The 20,887-nt window shown below is 40.2% G+C and carries 22 protein-coding genes; 3 read left to right on the top strand and 19 right to left on the bottom strand.

The features are described from left to right. The first annotated feature begins 439 nt into the window (after positions 1-439). Together C509_RS0100340 and C509_RS0100345 are read left to right on the top strand one after the other, a co-directional pair. Positions 440-1,078, top strand: coding sequence for a hypothetical protein (locus C509_RS0100340; protein WP_018704898.1), 639 nt, complete (start codon positions 440-442; stop codon positions 1,076-1,078). 650 nt (positions 1,079-1,728) lie between these two features. Then, entirely contained in the window at positions 1,729-2,244 is a 516-nt protein-coding gene (locus C509_RS0100345) for a DinB family protein (RefSeq protein ID WP_018704899.1), read from the top strand. 170 nt (positions 2,245-2,414) lie between these two features. Here C509_RS0100345 and C509_RS0100350 read toward each other — a convergent pair whose 3' ends face one another. The 16 genes from C509_RS0100350 to C509_RS0100425 form a co-directional block, all read right to left on the bottom strand. Then, complete coding sequence (locus tag C509_RS0100350) at positions 2,415-2,843, bottom strand: cell wall hydrolase (protein WP_018704900.1); 429 nt, start codon at positions 2,841-2,843, stop codon at positions 2,415-2,417. A gap of 73 nt (positions 2,844-2,916) precedes the next feature. Then, positions 2,917-3,939 (bottom strand): hypothetical protein, encoded by a 1,023-nt coding sequence (locus C509_RS0100355; protein ID WP_018704901.1) that lies wholly within the window; start codon positions 3,937-3,939, stop codon positions 2,917-2,919. Between the two features lie 258 nt (positions 3,940-4,197). After that, on the bottom strand, positions 4,198-5,142 hold the full coding sequence (gene metA, locus C509_RS0100360; RefSeq protein ID WP_018704902.1) for a homoserine O-acetyltransferase MetA: 945 nt from the start codon (positions 5,140-5,142) through the stop codon (positions 4,198-4,200). Positions 5,143-5,283: 141 nt separating this feature from the next. Further along, positions 5,284-6,816, bottom strand: a complete 1,533-nt coding sequence (locus C509_RS0100365) for a solute symporter family protein (RefSeq protein ID WP_018704903.1) — start codon at positions 6,814-6,816, stop codon at positions 5,284-5,286. Between the two features lie 2 nt (positions 6,817-6,818). Continuing rightward, entirely contained in the window at positions 6,819-7,127 is a 309-nt protein-coding gene (locus tag C509_RS0100370; RefSeq protein WP_018704904.1) for a DUF485 domain-containing protein, read from the bottom strand. Positions 7,128-7,276: 149 nt separating this feature from the next. Continuing rightward, positions 7,277-8,044 carry a LytR/AlgR family response regulator transcription factor gene (locus C509_RS0100375; RefSeq protein ID WP_018704905.1) on the bottom strand — a complete coding sequence of 256 codons (768 nt, stop codon included), beginning with the start codon at positions 8,042-8,044 and terminating at the stop codon, positions 7,277-7,279. Next, positions 8,041-9,789, bottom strand: coding sequence for a LytS/YhcK type 5TM receptor domain-containing protein (locus tag C509_RS0100380; protein WP_245542419.1), 1,749 nt, complete (start codon positions 9,787-9,789; stop codon positions 8,041-8,043). Before C509_RS0100380 ends, C509_RS0100375 begins: the two co-directional genes overlap by 4 nt. Further along, positions 9,786-11,336 carry a solute symporter family protein gene (locus C509_RS0100385; protein ID WP_018704907.1) on the bottom strand — a complete coding sequence of 517 codons (1,551 nt, stop codon included), beginning with the start codon at positions 11,334-11,336 and terminating at the stop codon, positions 9,786-9,788. Before C509_RS0100385 ends, C509_RS0100380 begins: the two co-directional genes overlap by 4 nt. Further along, positions 11,333-11,614 (bottom strand): DUF485 domain-containing protein, encoded by a 282-nt coding sequence (locus C509_RS0100390; RefSeq protein WP_018704908.1) that lies wholly within the window; start codon positions 11,612-11,614, stop codon positions 11,333-11,335. Before C509_RS0100390 ends, C509_RS0100385 begins: the two co-directional genes overlap by 4 nt. Before the next feature lie 136 nt (positions 11,615-11,750). After that, the gene (locus tag C509_RS0100395) at positions 11,751-11,999 is read right to left on the bottom strand and encodes a hypothetical protein (RefSeq protein WP_018704909.1); all 249 of its coding nucleotides are present in this window, start codon (positions 11,997-11,999) and stop codon (positions 11,751-11,753) included. Positions 12,000-12,142: 143 nt separating this feature from the next. Continuing rightward, a complete protein-coding gene (locus C509_RS0100400; protein ID WP_033369638.1) occupies positions 12,143-13,705 on the bottom strand; it encodes an FAD-dependent oxidoreductase in 1,563 nt (520 codons plus the stop codon). A gap of 150 nt (positions 13,706-13,855) precedes the next feature. Then, a complete protein-coding gene (locus C509_RS0100405; RefSeq protein WP_018704911.1) occupies positions 13,856-14,038 on the bottom strand; it encodes a cold-shock protein in 183 nt (60 codons plus the stop codon). A gap of 181 nt (positions 14,039-14,219) precedes the next feature. Then, positions 14,220-14,759, bottom strand: a complete 540-nt coding sequence (locus C509_RS0100410) for a PepSY domain-containing protein (RefSeq protein WP_018704912.1) — start codon at positions 14,757-14,759, stop codon at positions 14,220-14,222. A gap of 103 nt (positions 14,760-14,862) precedes the next feature. Further along, positions 14,863-15,558: a PepSY domain-containing protein gene (locus C509_RS24970; RefSeq protein ID WP_018704913.1), complete on the bottom strand. Its 696-nt coding sequence runs from the start codon at positions 15,556-15,558 to the stop codon at positions 14,863-14,865. Positions 15,559-15,601: 43 nt separating this feature from the next. Continuing rightward, positions 15,602-16,966, bottom strand: coding sequence for a sensor histidine kinase (locus tag C509_RS0100420; RefSeq protein WP_018704914.1), 1,365 nt, complete (start codon positions 16,964-16,966; stop codon positions 15,602-15,604). Continuing rightward, the gene (locus C509_RS0100425) at positions 16,963-17,661 is read right to left on the bottom strand and encodes a response regulator transcription factor (RefSeq protein ID WP_018704915.1); all 699 of its coding nucleotides are present in this window, start codon (positions 17,659-17,661) and stop codon (positions 16,963-16,965) included. The genes C509_RS0100420 and C509_RS0100425 overlap by 4 nt, the downstream gene beginning before the upstream one ends. A 164-nt stretch (positions 17,662-17,825) precedes the next feature. On the opposite strand from C509_RS0100425, the gene C509_RS0100430 reads away from it, so the two are divergent. Continuing rightward, complete coding sequence (locus C509_RS0100430; protein WP_018704916.1) at positions 17,826-19,445, top strand: ABC-F family ATP-binding cassette domain-containing protein; 1,620 nt, start codon at positions 17,826-17,828, stop codon at positions 19,443-19,445. A 36-nt stretch (positions 19,446-19,481) separates the two neighbouring features. Here the strand turns inward: C509_RS0100430 and C509_RS0100435 are convergent, their stop codons facing one another. The 3 genes from C509_RS0100435 to C509_RS0100445 form a co-directional block, all read right to left on the bottom strand. After that, the gene (locus C509_RS0100435) at positions 19,482-20,342 is read right to left on the bottom strand and encodes a DUF421 domain-containing protein (protein ID WP_026319607.1); all 861 of its coding nucleotides are present in this window, start codon (positions 20,340-20,342) and stop codon (positions 19,482-19,484) included. 21 nt (positions 20,343-20,363) lie between these two features. Next, positions 20,364-20,570 carry a DUF1657 domain-containing protein gene (locus C509_RS0100440; protein WP_018704918.1) on the bottom strand — a complete coding sequence of 69 codons (207 nt, stop codon included), beginning with the start codon at positions 20,568-20,570 and terminating at the stop codon, positions 20,364-20,366. A gap of 61 nt (positions 20,571-20,631) precedes the next feature. Further along, the gene (locus tag C509_RS0100445) at positions 20,632-20,835 is read right to left on the bottom strand and encodes a DUF1657 domain-containing protein (protein WP_018704919.1); all 204 of its coding nucleotides are present in this window, start codon (positions 20,833-20,835) and stop codon (positions 20,632-20,634) included. Positions 20,836-20,887 lie beyond the last annotated feature (52 nt).

Below are 20,887 nucleotides of genomic sequence, written 5' to 3' on the forward strand. Positions count from 1 at the left end.
CATATGGAGGGTATTATTCTTCAGCTGCAGGACGTAACATTCATGTTATTTGAATCTCCGCTCAATTTGTTCCTCATCCCCCCTATTTATATTTTCCTGTTTTGGAATATGCCCTAAAAACCCCTCCTGTACATAAACCAACACTAACTTATGAAATTTTCTACATGAGGCTTCCGAATCGGTTTTAGTTATGCTAGTCCTGTATGATTTGACTCAAAGATGCATAAACTTTATAATGAAACAACCATTAATAATATTTGCTTCGAGGGGAGTAGCTACACAACAAAGTCGTCAATACAGGATAACTTCCTCGGCTTTGTTGGCAACACAGAAGTGTTGTTTGCGAGACCTTGCCAAATTTTTGGTGAGGTCTTTCCTATTTCAAGACGTCATACCAAAATTTGGTTATGACGTCTTTTTCATTGAAAGGAGTACTAATTTGGATTATAAAAATTTGGCCAAAAGTGTAGTCATTCGTTATGTGAATAATAAACCCGTCGTTGCAGCATATGCTCAATCGTTAAAACCAGTAGGTGCTGGAAGAAGTGCCTTTGTATTCAAAATAGAAAATACCAATAAAGCCATTAAAGTGTATTTACCTGAATTTTGGCATATCGCAAAGGAAGAAGCATGCATATATGATGTAATTCAACAAATCAACTATTATCCAGAAATATATGAGTCCGGGCCAAACTATATTGTGATCGATTATATTGAAGGCCACACGTTTTTTGAATGCCTGACGCTTGGCATTCCTATAGAAGAGGAGAAATTAATAGAAGTCGATCACGCTTTATCTGTAACGAAAAAATGTGGATTGAACCCATCAGACATTCATTTAAGAAACATTTTGATTACACCGGATGGAGAAATAAAACTAATCGATGTAGCACGATTTCGTCAAATAAAAAAATGTAATCAGTGGGAAGATTTAAAAAGTGCATATTATCGTTATTACAACCGTCCTTTTTTTCCAAAAAAACTGCCTGCTTTCCTGTTAAATATAATTGCGCTCTGCTATAAGAATTTTAATCGAAAACAATCTAAACGTTTTTCTAAAAATGAAATTAACTTTTAATATCATTTAGACGTAAACACCAGTAAGAAATCTCCAAAAGCATCGATATATTAACATTTACAACCTTTTTTGTCATATTTTAGTTTGCAGTGTAATGTATAAAAAAAGCACATACTCGGGGGAAATTTTGGGGTGAATTGGGACTAAAAATATAATAGGGTAGATGCTAAATAGTAAACAAGCTCGGTCTGCGAACTGGGCTTTATATTTCTTAAAAGCCCCACTTTTGTAAGAAGGGCTATTCAGTAAACTTAACACTGACAATAGCATCGAAATCTATTCTGTGTGATTTGAGGCCAGTGTCCACTAAATTAATCATTTGATTGATAAAATATCAAAGCCATCAAGCTTTAAAAAGAGTCCATCAATCCAGAGAGTAAAAGTAACCCGACAAGTTAAACTCAATCGAAGCTGCGGCTTTTTCATGCATTGTTTTGTTTATGTAGATTAATTCAAGTCTCTGTCTGGATTCTGCTGGACGGATTTAGCAAGCTTTTCACATTATCACACCGAACAATTGAGAAGGTTAATATGGATTTGATGTAGAAGTAGAAAAAAAGACTCGTGACAAAGTAGAATATTTTTCAACGTAGACAATATATACAGGATAAGAATCTAAGTACGCATTTTTTGATGAAGGGAGAAATCTCATGAATAAATTTGTAGATGACAATTTACATGAAACGAGAAATAACCTAGTAAAGGAGATTACTTTATTAAGCGAGGCTCAATTTAACAGTATGCCTGGTATGAATAAGTGGAGTATAGCACAAGTTTGCCATCACTTGGTTTTAGTGGAAGAGGCATCAATAAAGGCTATTGCATGGGGATTAAAAGAGACTGATAGAGCACCAAAAGAACGTAAAAATGTTCATCATATATTATTGAATAGAACAAAAAAGATTAAAGCTCCAAAAATCGTTGAACCAGATGTAAAACCCTTTGAAGTTCAGCAAATAATTGACTTGTTAAACCAATCCAGAAAAAAGTTGATGACTTTTCTTAGTACTATAGAAGATAAATCTATATTGGCGAAAAAATCAGTGATGCATCCAGCATTGGGTGAATTACCCCTTGATCAATGGATTGAACAAATATATTTGCATGAACAGCGACACATAGAACAAATAAACGAGTTAAAATTACTATTAGAGGCGACACCCTAAACCTACGATGAATAAAGCCCGGTCAGCGCCGGGCCTATTTTTCTATTACTCATACATTTGTTCTCCCGTCCCGTTTCTTAAGTGCACACAAAAAGACCCTGTAAAGTAGTTTTATTGAGTGTCTACTCTACAAAATACAGTTTACTTTGTGTACTTGTTTTCTTTCTCTGTCAAAAAGTTGTATATACATTTTCGCATTCTTCTCCAGTCGGCTCATAAAAGCAGTGCAGTTTATATCTGCCGACCAAAGGCTGATCATACCATGTTGCCGGACAGTCGCCCGTCGGCCTGAAATACCATAGACTATATTTGGCAGGCCAAAATCTTTCACCTTGCACAGTACGTCTTGCCAACCTTCTTTCACTTTCCCTTGTCCTTTGATAAAAATAACCATGAGTCACAGCTTCGAATGCATGGGGCTGATATACCATCTGAGGTATGGTACGGAGGCCGACAAAATCGGAGCAGTTTGCCCTGATTCGATTGACCCCTACATTACCAACCAAAAGCATACCTTGTATTCCTTCTCCCTCAGCTTCCGCCCGAAGCAGCCTTGCCAACAAGTCTATATCGGATGTCCTCGCTTTAACAACAGCCATACAGCGCCACCTCCATGTATCTACATCTTCATTCTATTACTGGAAATGAGATTTGTTGACTGGAGTCCGGGGCTTACATCAAACCCGCAAACTTTATCCTTGCTTTAGCTGCAATTTCCTCTGGAGCTTTATAAGTAAGCGGCTCTTGGTGCAATGCCTGAAAGAAATTGATATCGCTTGTTCCAAGGGGTCCAATCGCCAGCCGCGGAATTAGCCGGACATGGATAGGTTCTCTTTCTTCCGGATCGACAGACATCATTAGATTAAAACTTGAAAATTCTTGATCTGCAAGGATGGAAAAAATTGTTTCCAGACCCTTAGCAAAATGCCCCCAATCCGTCTCTTTAATATCCTCTAAGGAATAAGCGTTGTTAAAAATTCCAACATAATCATTGTGGCTTTTTGGTGCAAAAGCATGGAGCCATGTAATCATCCCAGTATCAGCAATCCATCTTTCACCAATAGATTTTTCGGTTTCGCTAAGAGCGGTAAAATACTCTTTTCCCGTCTCCATTTCGAATTGCCGTGCCTTTTCATATATGTTTGTCTGATAATTTGTTCCAGTATCCGAAATGATGATATGAAGATGGGGATGGATGATGCTACCACCGGAAAGCGGCAGGTAGTTCCAATTGATTGAAGCGAACTTGGCATTTGAATCCGTTAAGGTCACCTTATGTATATACTCCTGTGCCGCCTGAAAAGCATCTTTTATCAATGCAGGTGTGAACTCATTTAACTGGATAAAATGATCTCTGGAAATCACCGTCACCCCGTTATGTTTGCTGTATGGGAAAAGATTGGGGAACACAACAGCTTCTCCTTTCGTAATCCGCCCATCATCACTTATTTCTTTCGGAAATACAGGGGTCATTTTAAATAAATTCTCTGGACAAAAAGGACAATTGACTCCTTTTGTCTTTTCGGCCGCTTCTAAATAATCAAAAGAAGCTACTGCCAATCCCGCGTCGTAAACTAGACGGGAGCTTTCCCCTGTCAGTGGGTCGAAACGAATCTCGGTTTCACGTTCGATTTTTTCCCCTTCCGCATTATAAAAAGTAAATATCTCCTTCCTTTTCCTTAACTTGATTGCCAATGTTTTAGCCCCTCCTCTTTTACGTATCAATATATCATCTCTCCTGTTAAATGTCTGTATTTTCTATCTCTTTAATTCAAAAATCAGGCATATGAAAAGCGCAAGTTCCCTGTCATTACAGTCAAACAAGACAATTCCCGCAGAGGAAGTTCAGCTGTGGAGGGAATCGGTTTGTAAGCCTGAAGCTAGACAAAGCCCATGCGCATTCTGAAAAAATGATACAAAATGTTAGACAAATAAAATATTCGTGCGATTTATTTACTGTTTATTCGAAACAGACATATCTACTTTCACTTTACGATCCTGCTCATAAGGAGTTTCCTGATAAACGTAGTAATTAAGCCAATTGGAAAAAAGTAGATGGCTGTGAGAACGCCAGGTGTTTATCGGCTGCTCATTTACATCGTTATTCGGGAAGTAATTTTCTGGTATTTGTATATCCAATCCTTTTTTCAAATCCCGTTCGTATTCTGTAGCTAGCGTATTTGTGTCATACTCCAAATGACCAGTGAGCATTATATGCTTCTCGTCTTCTGATATAATAATAAAAGGCCCGGCTTCCCCTTCAGATAATAGTTTCAGGCCAGGGTGCTCCTTAATTTTTTCCCGGCTTACGCTTGTGTATCGTGAATGCGGAGCGTAGTAAACTTCATCGAATCCTCGGACAAGTTTGATGGTCTGGTCAGAGATCGTGTGCCTGTATATACCGGAACATTTGGACGGAAGCTCAAATTTGCCTATTCCGTAATGATGGTATAAAGCGGCCTGTGCGCCCCAGCAAATATGCATAACCGAAGTGACATGATCTTTTGACCAATCCATGATTTTCTTCAGTTCTTCCCAATAATTGACCTTCTCAAAAGGGAGATGTTCAATTGGTGCTCCCGTAATGATCATGCCGTCAAAATAATATTTGTTTACAGATGAAAACGTCTTGTAAAATTGTTCCAAATGCCATTTGCTTACATTTTTGGATTGGTGGGTTTCCATATGCAAAAATGTTATATTCACCTGTAAAGGAGTATTTCCAAGAAGCCTAAGCAATTGTACTTCCGTCTTTTCTTTTTCAGGCATCAAATTTAAAATCAATATATTCAATGGACGGATATCTTGCGTGCTTGCTCTTTCTTCATCCATTACAAATATTTTTTCTTTTTCAAGAACTTCCCGCGCCGGCATTTGTTTAGGAATGTTAATTGGCAATGAAATCCCTCCTGCTTGAAAAAGCTAATAAAACCTATTATAAGCGGGAATCAACAATTCATCAACGGCTAAAATTTATTATTGGATTTTTTTACTATAAAAAAGACATGCCTATGAGCGGCATGCCCTTAGTAAACATCTTTAAAGCTCTGCGCCGAGCCCGGTATTCGACTTGACGTCCATTTCGTTGTACTTGACCGTATTATTCTCAGGCTTTGTTATTAAAGAAACAACGACTGATGTCAGGAATCCTAATGGGATACTTATGATGCCCGGATTGGCAAGTGGAAATATAGCGTTTTCCCCCATTACACTTGGCCCTATAATGACCAGAATGACAGCACTCAGCATCCCAGCAAGCATTCCGGCAATCGCTCCGGCTGTATTAAAACGCTTCCAATAGAGCGAGAAGATGATAACCGGCAGGTTTGCACTTGCCCCGACGGCAAAAGCCAATACAACCAAATAGGCCACATTCATTCCTTTAGCCAAAATCCCAAGTGTGATTGACAAAGCTCCGATCACTAATGCCGTATTTCGTGCAACCATGAATTGCTTCTTGCTATCCACTTTTCCACGCTTAATAACATTTGTATAAATATCATGTGCAAATGCTCCTGACCCTGCGATCACCAATCCCGCAACAACAGCAACGATGGTTGCAAAGGAGACAGCTGATATGAGCGACATGAAAATTTCTCCACCGATTGTTCCTTCTCCACCCCCGATATATTGGGCCAATAATGGTGCGGCCATGTTTCCGCCTTTGTCGGCAGCTCGAATGGCATCGGAACCGACAAGGACTGATGCTGCAAAACCGACCAAAGCGATCATGATATAAAATAAGCCGATCAGGATCATCGCCCAAATAACGGACTTCCTTGCTTCCTGTGCAGATGGCACTGTGTAGAAGCGGATTAAAATATGAGGCAAGCCTGCAGTTCCCAATATCAATGCCATACCAAGGGATAACAGGTCAATCGGATTTTTATATAACATTCCCGGTGAAAGGAATTCCTTGCCGTTTGTTGTAACAACTTCACCAAATAGGCCAGAAATGCTGAACTTAAAGATAAATGCGACCAACAATACAAGGATTAGAGTAGCAAACATCAACAGTACAGCTTTGATGATCTGAACCCAGCTTGTCGCCAGCATCCCCCCTAGCATGACGTAAATGATCATCAATGCTCCGATGATGATGACGGCAAGCTCATATGGAATACCGACTAGCAGATTAATGATGGCTCCAGCGCCCACCATCTGCGCCACCATGTAAAACGTTGTGACGACCAATGTAACGATGGCTGTCATCATCCTAATTGGTCTTTCTTTCAAGCGGGAAGCCAACACATCAGCAACCGTAAACTTACCGGAATTTCTAAGCGGCTCTGCAATAATATAAAGAACAATTACATATCCGACCATCCAACCAACTGCATACATAAATCCATCATACCCGTTTAAGGCCACCAATCCAGCAATTCCCAAGAAGGAGGCAGCACTTAAATAGTCACCGGATATCGCCAATCCGTTTTGCCAACCTGTCAAAGACCGTCCTGCAGTATAAAAGTCCGCTGTACTTTTGTTTCTTTTGGCAGCCAATAACGTAATATAGATCGTTGCTCCAACTATCGCAACAAATAAAAAAATCCCAAATGCATGAGCCCCCATGACTATGCCCCCTTCCTCTGCCTGTATTTATCAACTGTAGACTTTGCCTTTTGATCAAAACCTTTCGCTTTCACAAAATATACAAAGGCAAGGGCCCAGGCAACGAAATAAAGGGAGACACCGTACAGATAACCAAAGGTTATATTTCCCGTTACAAATTTTCCCATAAGTGGCTTTGCATAAGCAGCCATTAATGGGAACGATAGATAAAGGCAGAAAAACAAAATGACAACAGGCCAAATAAAGAGCAATTTGGATCTTTTCAGCTCCATAAACTCCTTAGACTTGGCAATTTGTTCGTAGTTATCCATTTCAATGCACCTCTCGGTTTGGATTAAAATCAGTTACAAAAAACCGATTTTATTTACTATAAAACAGAGGTGCTACAAATAGTGAATAAATCCGCGAATTGTCAGATATTTTACACGAATGGCAGTGATTCATATGTAAACGGTTTCAATCACTGTCCCAGCAGCTGAAACAGCTTTTTCTGCGCACTGCGGCTGACTGGTATTCGTGTTTTCTTTTCTCCTTTTAGAATGAGATTATAAGCTCCATTGAACCATGGGGTTATTTCTTGGATGAAATCCAAGTTAACTAAATAGCTGCGGTGTGTCCGGAAAAATGGAAAGCCCTTCAGCTTCTCTTCCAATTCCTGTAATGTCATTTTCCCTTGGACAAATTCATCGGCAGTGTGGATTTCTACAAACCTTTCTACACGTGTCGCATAGTGTATCGATTCGGGAGACAACACCACAACTTTTTCACCATCATCAATCAGCAATTTGGATGAAGCAGGAATCAAATTGGTTGAATTTCTTTTATTTTTTTCATTTGGAGAGTCAGACTTTGAAGAACTCGAGAGCCGACGCCTTATCCTGTCCGAAGCCTCTTTCAAACGTGATTCATCATATGGTTTCAATAAATAGTCCACCGCCTCCACTTCGAATGCTTCAAGAGCATAATCATCATATGCGGTTATAAATACGAAAAGCGGAGGATTTTCTTTATCCTTTGTCAATTTCTTAGCAACATCCACACCGGACATCAAAGGCATGTGAATGTCCAAAAATATGACATCCGGCTCAAATTTTTCATAAAGTTCAAGTAACTGCTCCCCTGATTCAGCACTTGGACATAGTAGGAAATCTTTTTCCTGCTGCAGCATATATATCAGCTCTTCTCTGACGAGGCGCTCATCTTCCGCAACCATCACTCGAATCGTCATGTCGCTTTCCTCCCTACATTTATATCTGGTATTTCAAAGTACACCTCACTGCCTCCCGAAGGCAGATTTCGAATGTGTAAATGTGATTGTTCACCCAGCATACCTATTAATCGCTGATTAACATTATAAAGCCCTGTTCCTCCGCCCCTCTCACTTTCTAATGGCAAGCGCCCTGCAAGAGAAAGGGTCTTCTTTGAGAATCCATGTCCGTTATCTCGGACGGCAATATAAATTGTACCTGCTTTACGCTTGATGTCGATATCAATTTTTCCGCCTTCCATTACGTTCTCCAGCCCATGCTGGACACTGTTTTCCACTAACGGTTGAAGCGTCGACGGCGGAATCAGTGCATCTTTGCATTCAGGATTTGGTGAGAAACATATAGTCAGCCTTCCAAAAAAACGGGCTTGGATAATTTCGATATATGACTGTAAATGTTCACACTCTTTTTCCAGTTCTACCAAAGATGTCGAAGCCAGGCGAAGGTTAAATCTCATAAAACTCCCCAATTGTACAGTAATGCGTCTGGCCTTTTCAGGATCGGTTCTGAAAAGAGTAGCGATAAGATGAAGTGTATTGAACAGGAAGTGCGGATTGATCTGGGCCTCCAAGTTTCTCAGCTCTGCATCCCGGATAAGAGTTTGCAATTTCTCCGATTGAACAACTGCCAATTGGTTTGTTAAAAGCTTACCCAACCCTTGAGCTAATACAATTTCAACCGAACGAATATGCTGTGATTTCCGGAAATACAATTTAATCAGCTTGCTCGTTTTATTCGCTTCCAGTATTGGAACAATAATGGCTGCCTGTAAAGGACACTTTTCATGTTTACAGTATATCTGATCCTGCGAATAGGCCACTTTCAAGGACCCTGTTTGTATAACTTCATGTGAAAGCCTTGTCTGCAAAGGATCACCCTGCTTATGATGATCTGCACCCAAACCAACATATGCCAGGACCTGTTCCCGGTTTGACACGGAAACAGCCGCGACTTTCAATCGTTTAAAAAGCAATTCGGCAATCCCCTGTGCCATTTCAAATTGTGATTCCTTTTTCAGGTGGGGTAAGGCATCCTCTGCTATCATCAGAGCCCTTCTTGTTTCCAAAGCCGCTTCCCGTTCCTGCTCTTTGATCGCCGCAGCAATCATGGCAGTAAAGATAGCAATCGCAATACTGTTTGAAAAAACAAGGGGCAGACTGATTTGATCAACTGCTTCTTTTATAAAATCATCATGTGGATTGAAGATCAGCAGCAGTCCCATTTGAAGAATGGGCGGAAATATACCGATAAATAAGGCCTTTAACGGTGAAATGACCCTGTCATTAGAAAAGAAGCGCGCTGTCATGCCAACGAGTAGCCCTGTAAGGATATTTACAATACATCCTGCCATATTTCCCAGGCCACCTAGGTAAAATAGATGGAGTCCTGCAATCAGGCCCGCTCCCACTCCAACAACAGGACCGCCCAGTAAGCCTGCTATGACAATGGCCACAAGACTGGAGCTGACGATCAACTGATTTTCTTGAACAGAGGAAAGGATAAATTGGGAAACGATGCTCCCGTTTTCTATCACAATACCTGATATTGTCCCTGCAATTCCAAACAGCCCATATATCATTGCATGCAATATAACTGTCCTAGTATCTATTTCACGATCAAGCAGACTTCTAAAACTTGGAATTCTTGTCATTAAAAAAGCGATAATCAATAACAGTCCAAGTCTCTGGACCAAAATGTACGTCATGAATTCCACCAGCCGCGCCCCCTTGTATCAATTCCCGTTTGGGCTTTGACAAGCGAACGAATGAAATTTTTTTCATCAGAAGCCTTGCATGAAAACCACGTTCCAAGAATTGCCCCGATAAATCCGATCGGGATAGCTATAATGCCAGGATTGTAAAGGGGTATCACAGCCTCCCTTGCAATCCAGCCATTATCAATGTTCATGATATGGGGACCAAAAAGAACAAGTATGACAGATGACAAAAATCCGCTGAGCATCCCCATCATAACGCCCCCTTGATTAAAACGCTTCCAATATAGTGTCAAAAGGATGACCGGAAGGTTTGTGGATGCGGCAATGACAAAGGTTAATGAAACAAGGAAAGTGACGTTGATATTTTCTAATCCCAATGAAAAAATAGTCGCGATCAACCCGATTCCAACAGCTGTCCATTTTGCCACACGAAGCTGTTCCTTATCAGTCGCATTACCTTTTTTATAAATATGATGGTATACATCGTGTGAAAGAGAAATTGTCGCGGATATGACTAATCCTGTTACGACAGCAACAATTGTGGTAAAAGCTAGTGCAGATATGAAAGCAAGAAGGAAATCCCCGCCCAATTCCTTTGCTAAAAGCGGTGCAGCCAAATTACCGGTAGGATCGGCAACCGCTAACCGCTCCATTCCCACTAAGGCAATCGTACCCAGGCCCAACACAAGGGTCATCACATAGAATAAACCGATGATCCATGTTGCTGTAATTACCGAACGACGCACTTCCAACGTGTTTTTTACTGTGTAAAACCGGATTAAAATATGAGGCAAACCTGCTGTACCCAAAAGCAGGGCCAGCTTTAAAGAAAACATTTCCCAAAAATCATTAAACAGATTACCAGGATAGTAAAATCGCTTTCCAAGAGGAGTGCCTTGTTTTACATTTTCGATTAAATCTATTACCTTCCAATCAAAATGGGCCAGGACCATGAGTGAAACGAGGAAAGTACCCGACATAAGCAATACGGTTTTCACAATCTGTACCCACGAAGTCGCAACCATTCCCCCCAGAACAACATATACTGTCATCAAACTCCCAATCACCAACACGGAAATAGAATAATCGATCCCCAAAAGCAGCCTGATTAAAAGCCCGGAAGCAACCAATTGCGGAATCATATAGAAAATAGATATAAAAAAAGTGCCACATGCCATTAGCAACCTGATCCTTTGGCTTGGGAAGCGGGCGCAAATGACATCTCCCAAAGAATATTTCCCCAGATTCTTAACAGGTTCAGCTATCAAAAACAATACGATCAAATAGGAAACCAAAAAGCCGATTGAATATAAAAAACCATCATAGCCGTGTAGTGAGATAGCCCCTGTAATCCCAAGGAAAGATGCGGCACTGATATAATCACCTGCAATGGCAAGGCCGTTTTGAAAACCGGTCAGATGACCTGATGCAGTATAAAATTGAGAAGTGGAGCGATCACGTTTCGCAGCCCAGTGTGTAATAATCAAAGTACAAATGATAATACAAAGAAAAAAAAAGAAATATGTATAATTCATATATTTTTCCCCTGCTTCAAATCTTCAATTAATTGATCGTACTTTTTTGCCTTGCACCAATACACCCATCCCAGTATCCATGTAACAATCAACTGAAAAAATGCAAAGAGCCACCACCATGGAATGAACGATGACGGGTTTTCTTTATATATCCACTCCGGAAAAAACCAAATTAGAATAGGCAGGGCAAAATAAAAAAGAACAAAGAAAAAAGTCATGGGCAAAATAAGCTTTTTTTTACGCTTTAACAGCTGCTGAAAAATGACAGCCTCTCTCACGTTTATAGCACCTGCCTTCCAAATGGAGATCTATTTTTATCTCATTCTATCAAAGTTTCTCATAATAATGAATTATAAAATTTTATAGGCGGTCTAATAAAACAAGCTCCCTGCATTGCAGGGAGCCATATTAACCTCAGCTTGGGTTAATGGAACGTTTGCCTTGTTTTTTTCCTTTCATTGCCAAATCGCTTGGAGCAAGTTCTTTTGATATTTCCATTAATGGGTTATTGGCTGCGCTTCCGGCATTTTGAAGCATGCCCTTCGCATTATTCAACATGTTCTTAACAGGCTCCATATATTTTCCGTTCCGATATTTACTTAAGCCATAAGCTGCAGCACTGATACCGGCAGCTGCTAGCATCGTTGGCCAAAATTTTCTCAATTTAACAGCCTCCTGTTCATCCCAATTATAATTTTAGTCCAAAGCCTGCTTTGAACTGTTCTTATTGTCGGTCCCACTTTAGCTTCTTATTCTGGAAAATTGAACAAAAGGGACTGAACAAACATGTTTAACCAAGAATTGATTTACGTTGATGTTGAGTAGTCTATCCTATCGGGATCTATTCTTTTTAATGGCTGATCAGCCGGCCCTTCAATCACCTTTCCATCATAGCCAAACCTTGAGCCATGGCAAGGGCAGTCCCATGTTTTGTCACCGCTGTTCCAGTTGACCTCACAGCCCATATGGGTGCAAGTTGTATCCACCACAAACAGCTCACCATTATGATCTTTATAAGCTCCTGCCCTTTTTCCTTTTATTGTAATGACCGCTCCTTCATCCTGCCGGATATCTTTTATTTCCTTATCAGGACGTTCGAACTTTCCGCCGATTAACTGCGCAGCCACATTCATATTTTCTTTTACAAGTGTTTTAAAGCTTGGATCTAGAGGAAATCTTGATGGCGCATAAAGTTTTTCATATGGATTATCCCTGCCCGTTATTAAATCACTGATCAGCATGCCTGACAAGGTTCCGTGCGCCATCCCCCATTTTCTGAAACCAGTTGCAATAAAGACATTTGAATGGTTTTCAGAAATTCGTCCAATATAAGGCACCTTATCAGGTGTGACTAGGTCTTGGGCTGACCATCTATATAATACCTTCTTTGCCCCAAATAACTTGGCGGCATCTTTTTCCAATGCTTCATAATGATCTATTTCAGGTACCCCTTGACCAGTCTTATGACTTTCCCCAATGACCAGGAGCATATCTTCCCCGTTGATTTTTACACTTCTGAATGAGCGAGTAGGCTTATTAGAAGAAATATACATTCCGTTTGGAAAGCTTTGCTCCGGTTTTACAGCCACTACATAGGACCTTTTAGGATAAAGGCGCGCAAAATATCCCTTTCCATCATGAAACGGAAAATGAGATGCTGAAACAACGAACTTTGCTTTTACTTTTATGCCGTTTCTCATATGAACGACCGCCGGGTCCCCATGCTCCATGTTGATTGCAGTCATCCCTTCAAAAATCTGGACACCCTGCCTGGTCATTTCTTTCACCATATGGGCCAAATATTTTAGTGGATGAAACTGCGCCTGATTTTTCATCTCTACCGCGCCGATCACTGGGATTGGCAATGGGATTTCATCAACGAATCCCCCATTCACCCCTATTTTTTCATAGGCTTTCGCTTCTTTTTCAAGACTCTGCCTGTCACTTTCTTCAGTAGAGAATACATACGCGCTCTCCTTTTGATAGTCACAGTCAATACCATGCTGATTGATATAATTTTCAATAAAATCAGCCGCATCCTTATTTGCTGAATAATATAGCTTTACACTATCCACCCCGAAGTTGCCGATCAACTCATCATATATAAGACCGTGCTGTGCTGTCACTTTCGCTGTCGTGTGCCCTGTTGTTCCGTTAAATAAACGAGTTGACTCCAGGAGCGTTACCTGGAAACCTTCTTTTGCAAGCAAAAATGCTGTTGTGATACCGGATATCCCCCCACCGACAACAGCCACTTCTGTTTCGATATCTTTTTCAAGTGGGGGATAAGCAGCTATGTCTACTGAATCTAACCAATATGATTTTGGATCATCAGGCAAAGTATTTTTGTTTGCATTCTCGCTGGTCATGGATTTCCCTCCTAATATATCTTCCATATTCAGTTTCCCCATTTTGACTGAAAAATGTGCGGGAAATCCATAATATTCATTCAAGCATGATCTCTTTTCAAATTAAAAAGGCCGCTCCGTGGAAGACCGCGGAACGGCTGCAATGTAATATTACGAAATGACTGGCAAAACTCTAGTTTCCTGTGCCATTTCCGATTTACAAATCGGGCAAGTCGTTTTAGTTTCTGTAGAAAAGGCATCCCTCATCCAACAAGAACATTGTTCATTCGTACATGACCAAACGATTGTTTCCTCTTCAGGAACAGGCTCCTGAGGCCCTCTTCTATAAGCCATGAATTAAGATCCCCTTTCTCGTTATCCCTTCTATTATACCCCATTTATGGAATAAAAAAAATGAATGGTGCAATACAGTGTTCGAGAAGACTCGACAATGTCCAATATTCGGAATTGCGGGTTCAGCTATTATAAAAAAAACGAACCCGCACTGGGTTCGTTTTGGATTTGCCCTATAATTTTAGTCATCATCGTTTTCTTTTTCGATGATCTTTCCACTATTGGCATCTATTTTCATTTCAACTTCATTTTGGCCTATTTTCATTTCAATGTCGTAGTAGCCATCTTCGTCATACTCTGCCTCTACCACTTTCCCAGGCGTATCCTTGATGGCAGTTGAAATAGCATCATCAATTGTAAGTGTTACATTTTTACTTTTGTTCAAGCGATCATATTCATCATCATTGTCGTCGTCATGTCTGTCAATCTTTATAATTTTTCCGGATACAGCATTAAGGTCCAAATCGATGTCTTCTCCATTTTCTTGAAGCAGTTCAATATCATAAATGAAGTGCCCGTCATCTTTCTCAAGCTCGATGCTTTTCAGTTTCCCGCCGATTTCATTGATAGCTATTTCCTCGGCGTCTTTTGTTGAAATAATATTAGCTGTTTTTCCTGCACTATTAATGTCAGCAGATTTGGAAGCCGCGCCAGCACCCATGGCACCACCCAATACGAACAGTCCCGCAATACTCCCAATCAACAATTTTCGTTTCATCATTATATGAGTCCTCCTTTATTGGTCTTAATATCATGTTAGCCTTTGAATATGAGGACATTCTTATAAGAAAATGAGAATTCGATGAGAATAAAATAAACATACACTAATCATCCCAAGTAATAGACAATATCTCACCAGTAATTGAATTGATTTGAATTGTAGCTTCCCTTTCTTTATCCTGTTCCACTTCCACAAGATAATAGTACAATCCATCAGATTCCTCTATATCTACATCTTCCACTACTCCCTTCACCTGGTTCAAAGCTATTTTTACCGCTTCCTTCTTTGTAATTCCATGTACAGTTTCTTCTTTCGTGTCGGTTTTCTTTGAAGACTCCACAATTTTACCGGATACGGGATTTAACTTTATTGTTGTTTCAACAGTGCCATTCCTGACAATGACAAAGTAAAAGAGCTGTCCGTTTTCTGATCTTTTCTCCAATTGTTCAATTTTACCCGGATAATCTTTTTTAATAAGCTGTTTCACTTCAGGAACAGTCAGTTGCTGTTCACTTTTATCGCTTTCCTTTTTCTCTATTCCGAGTATTTCTCCACTTTTTTGATCGATAGTGATTTCATATAGTCCGATTTCTGATTGCAAACTAATATAAAAGTGATCATTAGTTTTTTTTATCGCGGCGATTTCTCCTCCATACAAATCCCTGACCAATTTGCTCGCATCAGCCTCTGACAAAGGCCGAGCTGAAACCATCGAAATGGATAATTGCCATATGAGGGCGATAATCATGCCTGAGGTTAAAACAATTAGTAATATCCGTTTTTGGAAAATCTTTTTCATTGGATTCGCTCCGTAGGGTTTTTATAAACATTATACTGATGGATTATGAGAATTCAGTGAGAGATGTTTCAATCTTTATCTGTGCTGTTGTCCCTGAACCTTCTATGCTGTCAATATTAATTTCTGCATCAATGATATGAGCCAGTTCCTTGGCAAGCGAAAGCCCCAAACCAAAGCCTCCGGACTTCCTTGACCGCGATTCATCCACCCGATAAAAACGATCAAATATTTTAGTCAGCTCTTCCTTAGGAATCCCTATACCTTTATCCACCACTTCAATGAGGGCTTTTTTGTCCTCGACCCTGATATTTACACTGATAGGTGCATCGCTGTATTTTTGCGCATTATCCATCAATATATAAAATATTTGCTTTAGTTTTTGCGGGTCTGTTTTAACTTTCACATGTTCCTCCGCATTCAGGCTTATCTCACGCCCGAAGGCAGTCCCGAAAGACCTGATTGATTCTTCTATGAAGCTGTTTAGCTGAATCTCCTTCATATCAGCCTGCCATTGTTCATCATGCCTTGCCAACAGTAAAAGCTGTTCTATCAATTCCTTCATTCTTTGGGACTCCAAATGAATTGCTCCTACGGATTCATCGAATAGCTCAGGAGCCTCTTTGCCTCTTCGTTTCAACAGGTCAGCATATGCTTCAATGACTGTCAGTGGTGTCTTTAGTTCATGAGATGCATTTGATACAAATTGCTCTTGTTTTTCATAATTCATTTCAAGCTGGCTAATCATCTTATTAAATGTTTGTCCGAGTTGATGCAGTTCATCTTTGGATTGTTTTGGCAGCTCAATCCGTTTATAATGCCCGCTTTCTTGAATCTCTTTCATTGTCTTAATCAGTGAGGTGATGGGTGATACAATGAAATTGCTCAACAGACGTGCCGATAAAAGAACCGGGATGGATGCAATGATGGTTATCGCGATCAAAACAAACCTTAATATGGTCAAATTATCGGCTGTTGAGACCAAGCTTTGAGTCAATTGCAATTCCGCAACCTCTCCGTCACCCCCAATAGTGGGGATTGAAACAAAAGCATAAGGAGTGTCATCATATTCAATAATTTTTCTTAATTCCCTATTTCCAAATGTGACCGGGATGTCTCTCAGCTTACTTTGTCCTGTAGGAGTAACAGCTGACCTTCGGGTTCCATCCGATTTAACTATCTGGAGCATTCCATTTACAGGCATATGAGCTCTGAGTAAATCATCCATCGGGATATTTGCATCTGCTTGATTCATTCCCTTGACAGTTTGCTTCGCTTCTCCCGTCACCCTCTCTAGTTCACTTTCAAACATCATACGGCTAAAGGTAAAATAAATGGCCGCATTGATGATAAGCAACAGAGCAATGAACATAACTGCAGAGTACAGATTAATTTTAGTCTGAAGTTTCATTGGCTTTCCTTGATGACATAACCAACCCCACGCACAGTATGGATAAGCTGGTCAGCATATTTTTTATCCATCTTGTTTCTTAAATACCGTATGTATACATCTACGATATTTGTATCTCCATAATAATCATACCCCCATACTCCGCTAAGAAGCTGTTCCCTATTTAACACTTGGCGGGCGTGTTTCATCAAAAAAGCGAGCAGATCAAATTCCCGTTGGGTTAATACAATGTCATCCTCACCTCTTTTTACTTCTCTTGATAACACATTTAACTTTAAATCTCCCACTCTAATCCAGCCATCATCAACCGTATCATTGGGCGGATTCTGGCTTAATCTTAGGGCTGCCCGAACCCTTGCCAATAGTTCTTCCATTTGAAATGGTTTAGTAATATAGTCATTTGCACCAAGATCCAGTCCGGAGACCTTGTCTTCAACTGAATCTTTGGCTGTCAATAAAATAACCGGCGTATGGTTATTTTCTGATCTGATTCTCCTCAAAACCTCAATCCCGCTCATTTTTGGCAGCATGACATCCAACAGGACAAGATCCCAAGTCTGCTCGCGGAACCTTTTCAGACCATCCGAGCCAGTAAATGCTTTATCTGTGTGATAACCCTCAAACGACAATTCAATTTCAAGCACACGGGCAATTTTTTCTTCATCTTCCACAATTAAAATCGCAGGCTTTTTCATTCATCGACCCTCATTTTTAAAAAATATATACATTCATTATATGTGGCACGGTCCAAAATACAAAGAATTAGTGAATGGGTAAAAAGAAGTTGACGCGTCCATTCCCCTCTAATGGAGAAAAGTGTTATAATAAACAGGAATTTCTTTTGGAGGTTATGATAAATTTGATTACTGTAAATAATGTTGGTCTTCGTTTTGGAGACCGTAAACTATTTGAAAATATAAATGTCAAATTCACACCCGGGAATTGTTATGGTCTGATTGGCGCAAACGGAGCCGGAAAATCAACGTTCCTTAAGATTCTTTCGGGTGAAATTGAAGCGCAAACAGGTACTGTTTCCATTTCTCCAAATGATCGTCTGGCCGTATTGAAGCAGGATCATTTCCAATATGAAGAGGTGGAAGTCCTTCAAGTTGTCATTATGGGGCACAGTCGACTGTACGAAATTATGCAGGAAAAAGATGCTATCTATATGAAAGCGGACTTTTCTGAAGAAGACGGAATGCGTGCCGCGGAGCTTGAAGGGGAATTTGCAGAATTAAACGGATGGGAAGCGGAATCCGAAGCAGCTATATTACTAAAAGGCCTCGGAATCGGTGAAGACCTCCATAACAAAAAGATGGGCGAACTGTCAGGGGCCGAAAAAGTAAAGGTTCTTCTTGCTCAAGCTTTATTCGGGAAGCCGGATATTTTACTGCTTGACGAGCCGACAAACCATTTGGACATCAAAGCGATCCAATGGCTGGAAGAGTTTTTGATCAACTTTGAGAATACAGTCATTGTTGTCTCCCACGACCGGCATTTCCTAAATAAGGTTTGCACTCATATAGCAGACTTGGATTTCAGCAATATCCAAATTTATGTCGGAAATTATGATTTTTGGTATGAATCCAGCCAATTGGCACAAAAAATGGCGCAGGAAGCAAATAAAAAGAAGGAAGAAAAGATTAAAGAACTGCAGACTTTCATTGCCAGATTTAGTGCCAATGCTTCGAAATCCAAACAGGCGACATCCAGGAAAAAGCTACTTGATAAAATCACCCTTGACGATATAAAGCCATCTTCCAGGCGCTATCCATATGTGGCATTTACACCCGAAAGAGAAATCGGGAACGATTTACTCAATGTGAGCAATTTATCAAAGACAGTGGACGGCGTAAAGGTATTAGACAATATCAGTTTCACTTTGAATAAAGACGATAAAGTTGCCCTACTTGGGAAAAATGAGATAGCCAAAACCACCTTATTACAAATTCTTTCAGGAGAAATGGAGCCTGACAGCGGGAGCTATAAATGGGGTGTCACTACTTCCCAATCCTATTTCCCGAAAGATAACACAGAATTCTTCGAAGGTGTGGAGTTGAATCTCATTGAATGGCTAAGACAGTTTTCGCCACAGGATGAGACTGAAAGCTTCTTGCGTGGCTTTCTCGGCCGGATGCTTTTTTCGGGTGAAGAAGCATTAAAGAAAGCTTCTGTTCTTTCTGGTGGGGAAAAAGTACGGTGCATGCTGTCAAAAATGATGCTGAGCGGTGCTAACGTTCTTTTGCTGGATGAACCGACAAACCATTTGGATCTGGAATCCATAACGGCGTTGAATAACGGATTGATTAACTTCAAAGGGTCATTGATATTCACTTCACATGATCATCAGTTCATCGAAACGATCGCCAATCGAATTATCGAGCTGACACCATCTGGAATTGTAGATAAGTACATGACCTACAATGAATATCTGGAAAGCGAACAACTTCAAAAACAGGTTAAAGAGATGTATGCCTAAAATAAAAGGGTCGTCCATATATTGGATGACCCTTTCTTAATTTACAAGCAGATACTCTGTTTTTTTGATCATGTCTGCCAGTTTTTTTGAGTGTTGATGATACATCTGTTTAGCCTCTTCATTTTCCGTTGCTAATGAAAAGCTTTCAAAATCGGCTTGGCATTTTTTTAATGCGCTTAATAACAACGGTTTTTCCTGCGGCTTTGGAAGCTGGATTTTATCGTCATACAAGTCCGCTGTAAACTGGCCATAGGCATCCACTTGTCCAATAAACACATTGTCAAGTGCGATACCCAGTTTTTGAAGCTCTGCATCCAGCCATTCCCTTGTTAACCCACATGAAGCAAGGGCCGAATCCATAACCTGCCCTTCCAATATAACTGTTTCCGGGACCTTCACAGGAGCCGTTTCCAGTTTTAAATCCTGAGGAGTCACTGGCTGTTTTTCTTTTTTAAGTAATACATTCAAATCGCCGTTTGCTTCAAGAACTGCAAATTCGACATCGGAAACTTGAAAAGCGTTCTTTTTTCTTAACAGGTGAAGCAATTCCTCCACAGTGTATTTTTGCTTTGTTAAATTTTCCTCTTGGATTTTTCCATCTTTAATTACAACTGTTTCCTTGCCTTCAATAAAATCCCTCGCCTTTTTGCTTTTAATAGCTAGTAAACCGGCAAAGAATGGAATTGCTGTCCATACAAGCATGCTATATAAACCATGTAAAAAGTTTGTTTCCAACCCCGTAGAAATTTCAGCTGCAATACTGCCTATTGTAATGCCAGCAATATACTCAAAGAAGGATAATTGAGACAACTGCTTCTTCCCCAGCCACTTTGTAAGTAAAAATAAAACAAAAACTAAAATGACCGATCGAAGTATTATATTAAGCCATTCGGGAATATCCAAGCTTTTGCCTCCCTCTTATGAATTTTTATATTGAAGTTCTTCAGCCATCATAAATTCAACTTGTTTTTGTAAATCAGAGATGATCGGCTCAGTTTCCATCATGCAGTCATGAAAAATTTGTTTAGCTTTTTGGTCCGTACTTGTTAACGCTAATTTGCTGAATGCAGCCTGAATTCCTTTCATTGTGGCAAGGGTTGTTTTCACATCCGAAATGACAGTCAAACCATTACCTCCTTAGTTAGAGACAAGGAACAGAAGAAGGTCTGTTCCTTGCTTTTAAAAATTATTCGTTATATTGCGGCTCTTCTTGCATAATCTCCTGTACTCGAGGTTCAAGGGCATCAATAACCGCCTGTGTTTGCTGTGCAGTCATCTGATACAATTGTTTTGCTTGTTGATTATCTGTTTGAAGCGCAAATCCTTCCAGGCTTGCCTGAGCACTTTTCAACCCTGTAAGCGTCTGCTTTACGTTGTTTATGACAGTCATAAACGATCCCCCCATCAATCATTGTTCCTGAGAACGTTTCTATTTTATGAGG

Origin of the sequence: Siminovitchia fordii DSM 16014 = CIP 108821, from assembly GCF_000374565.1 — a bacterium.
GTDB classification, from domain to species: Bacteria; Bacillota; Bacilli; order Bacillales; family Bacillaceae_C; genus Siminovitchia; species Siminovitchia fordii.

Coding starts and splice junctions, on each gene's coding strand:
- C509_RS0100370 (WP_018704904.1), bottom strand. CDS start 7,127: ATGGATAACTACGAACAAATTGCCAAGTCTAAGGAGTTTATGGAGCTG.
- C509_RS0100345 (WP_018704899.1), top strand. CDS start 1,729: ATGAATAAATTTGTAGATGACAATTTACATGAAACGAGAAATAACCTA.
- C509_RS0100400 (WP_033369638.1), bottom strand. CDS start 13,705: ATGACCAGCGAGAATGCAAACAAAAATACTTTGCCTGATGATCCAAAA.
- C509_RS0100410 (WP_018704912.1), bottom strand. CDS start 14,759: ATGATGAAACGAAAATTGTTGATTGGGAGTATTGCGGGACTGTTCGTA.
- C509_RS0100385 (WP_018704907.1), bottom strand. CDS start 11,336: ATGAATTATACATATTTCTTTTTTTTTCTTTGTATTATCATTTGTACT.
- C509_RS0100365 (WP_018704903.1), bottom strand. CDS start 6,816: ATGGGGGCTCATGCATTTGGGATTTTTTTATTTGTTGCGATAGTTGGA.
- C509_RS0100375 (WP_018704905.1), bottom strand. CDS start 8,044: ATGACGATTCGAGTGATGGTTGCGGAAGATGAGCGCCTCGTCAGAGAA.
- C509_RS0100350 (WP_018704900.1), bottom strand. CDS start 2,843: ATGGCTGTTGTTAAAGCGAGGACATCCGATATAGACTTGTTGGCAAGG.
- C509_RS0100425 (WP_018704915.1), bottom strand. CDS start 17,661: ATGAAAAAGCCTGCGATTTTAATTGTGGAAGATGAAGAAAAAATTGCC.
- C509_RS24970 (WP_018704913.1), bottom strand. CDS start 15,558: ATGAAAAAGATTTTCCAAAAACGGATATTACTAATTGTTTTAACCTCA.
- C509_RS0100405 (WP_018704911.1), bottom strand. CDS start 14,038: ATGGCTTATAGAAGAGGGCCTCAGGAGCCTGTTCCTGAAGAGGAAACA.
- C509_RS0100420 (WP_018704914.1), bottom strand. CDS start 16,966: ATGAAACTTCAGACTAAAATTAATCTGTACTCTGCAGTTATGTTCATT.
- C509_RS0100445 (WP_018704919.1), bottom strand. CDS start 20,835: ATGACTGTCATAAACAACGTAAAGCAGACGCTTACAGGGTTGAAAAGT.
- C509_RS0100380 (WP_245542419.1), bottom strand. CDS start 9,789: ATGACGTACATTTTGGTCCAGAGACTTGGACTGTTATTGATTATCGCT.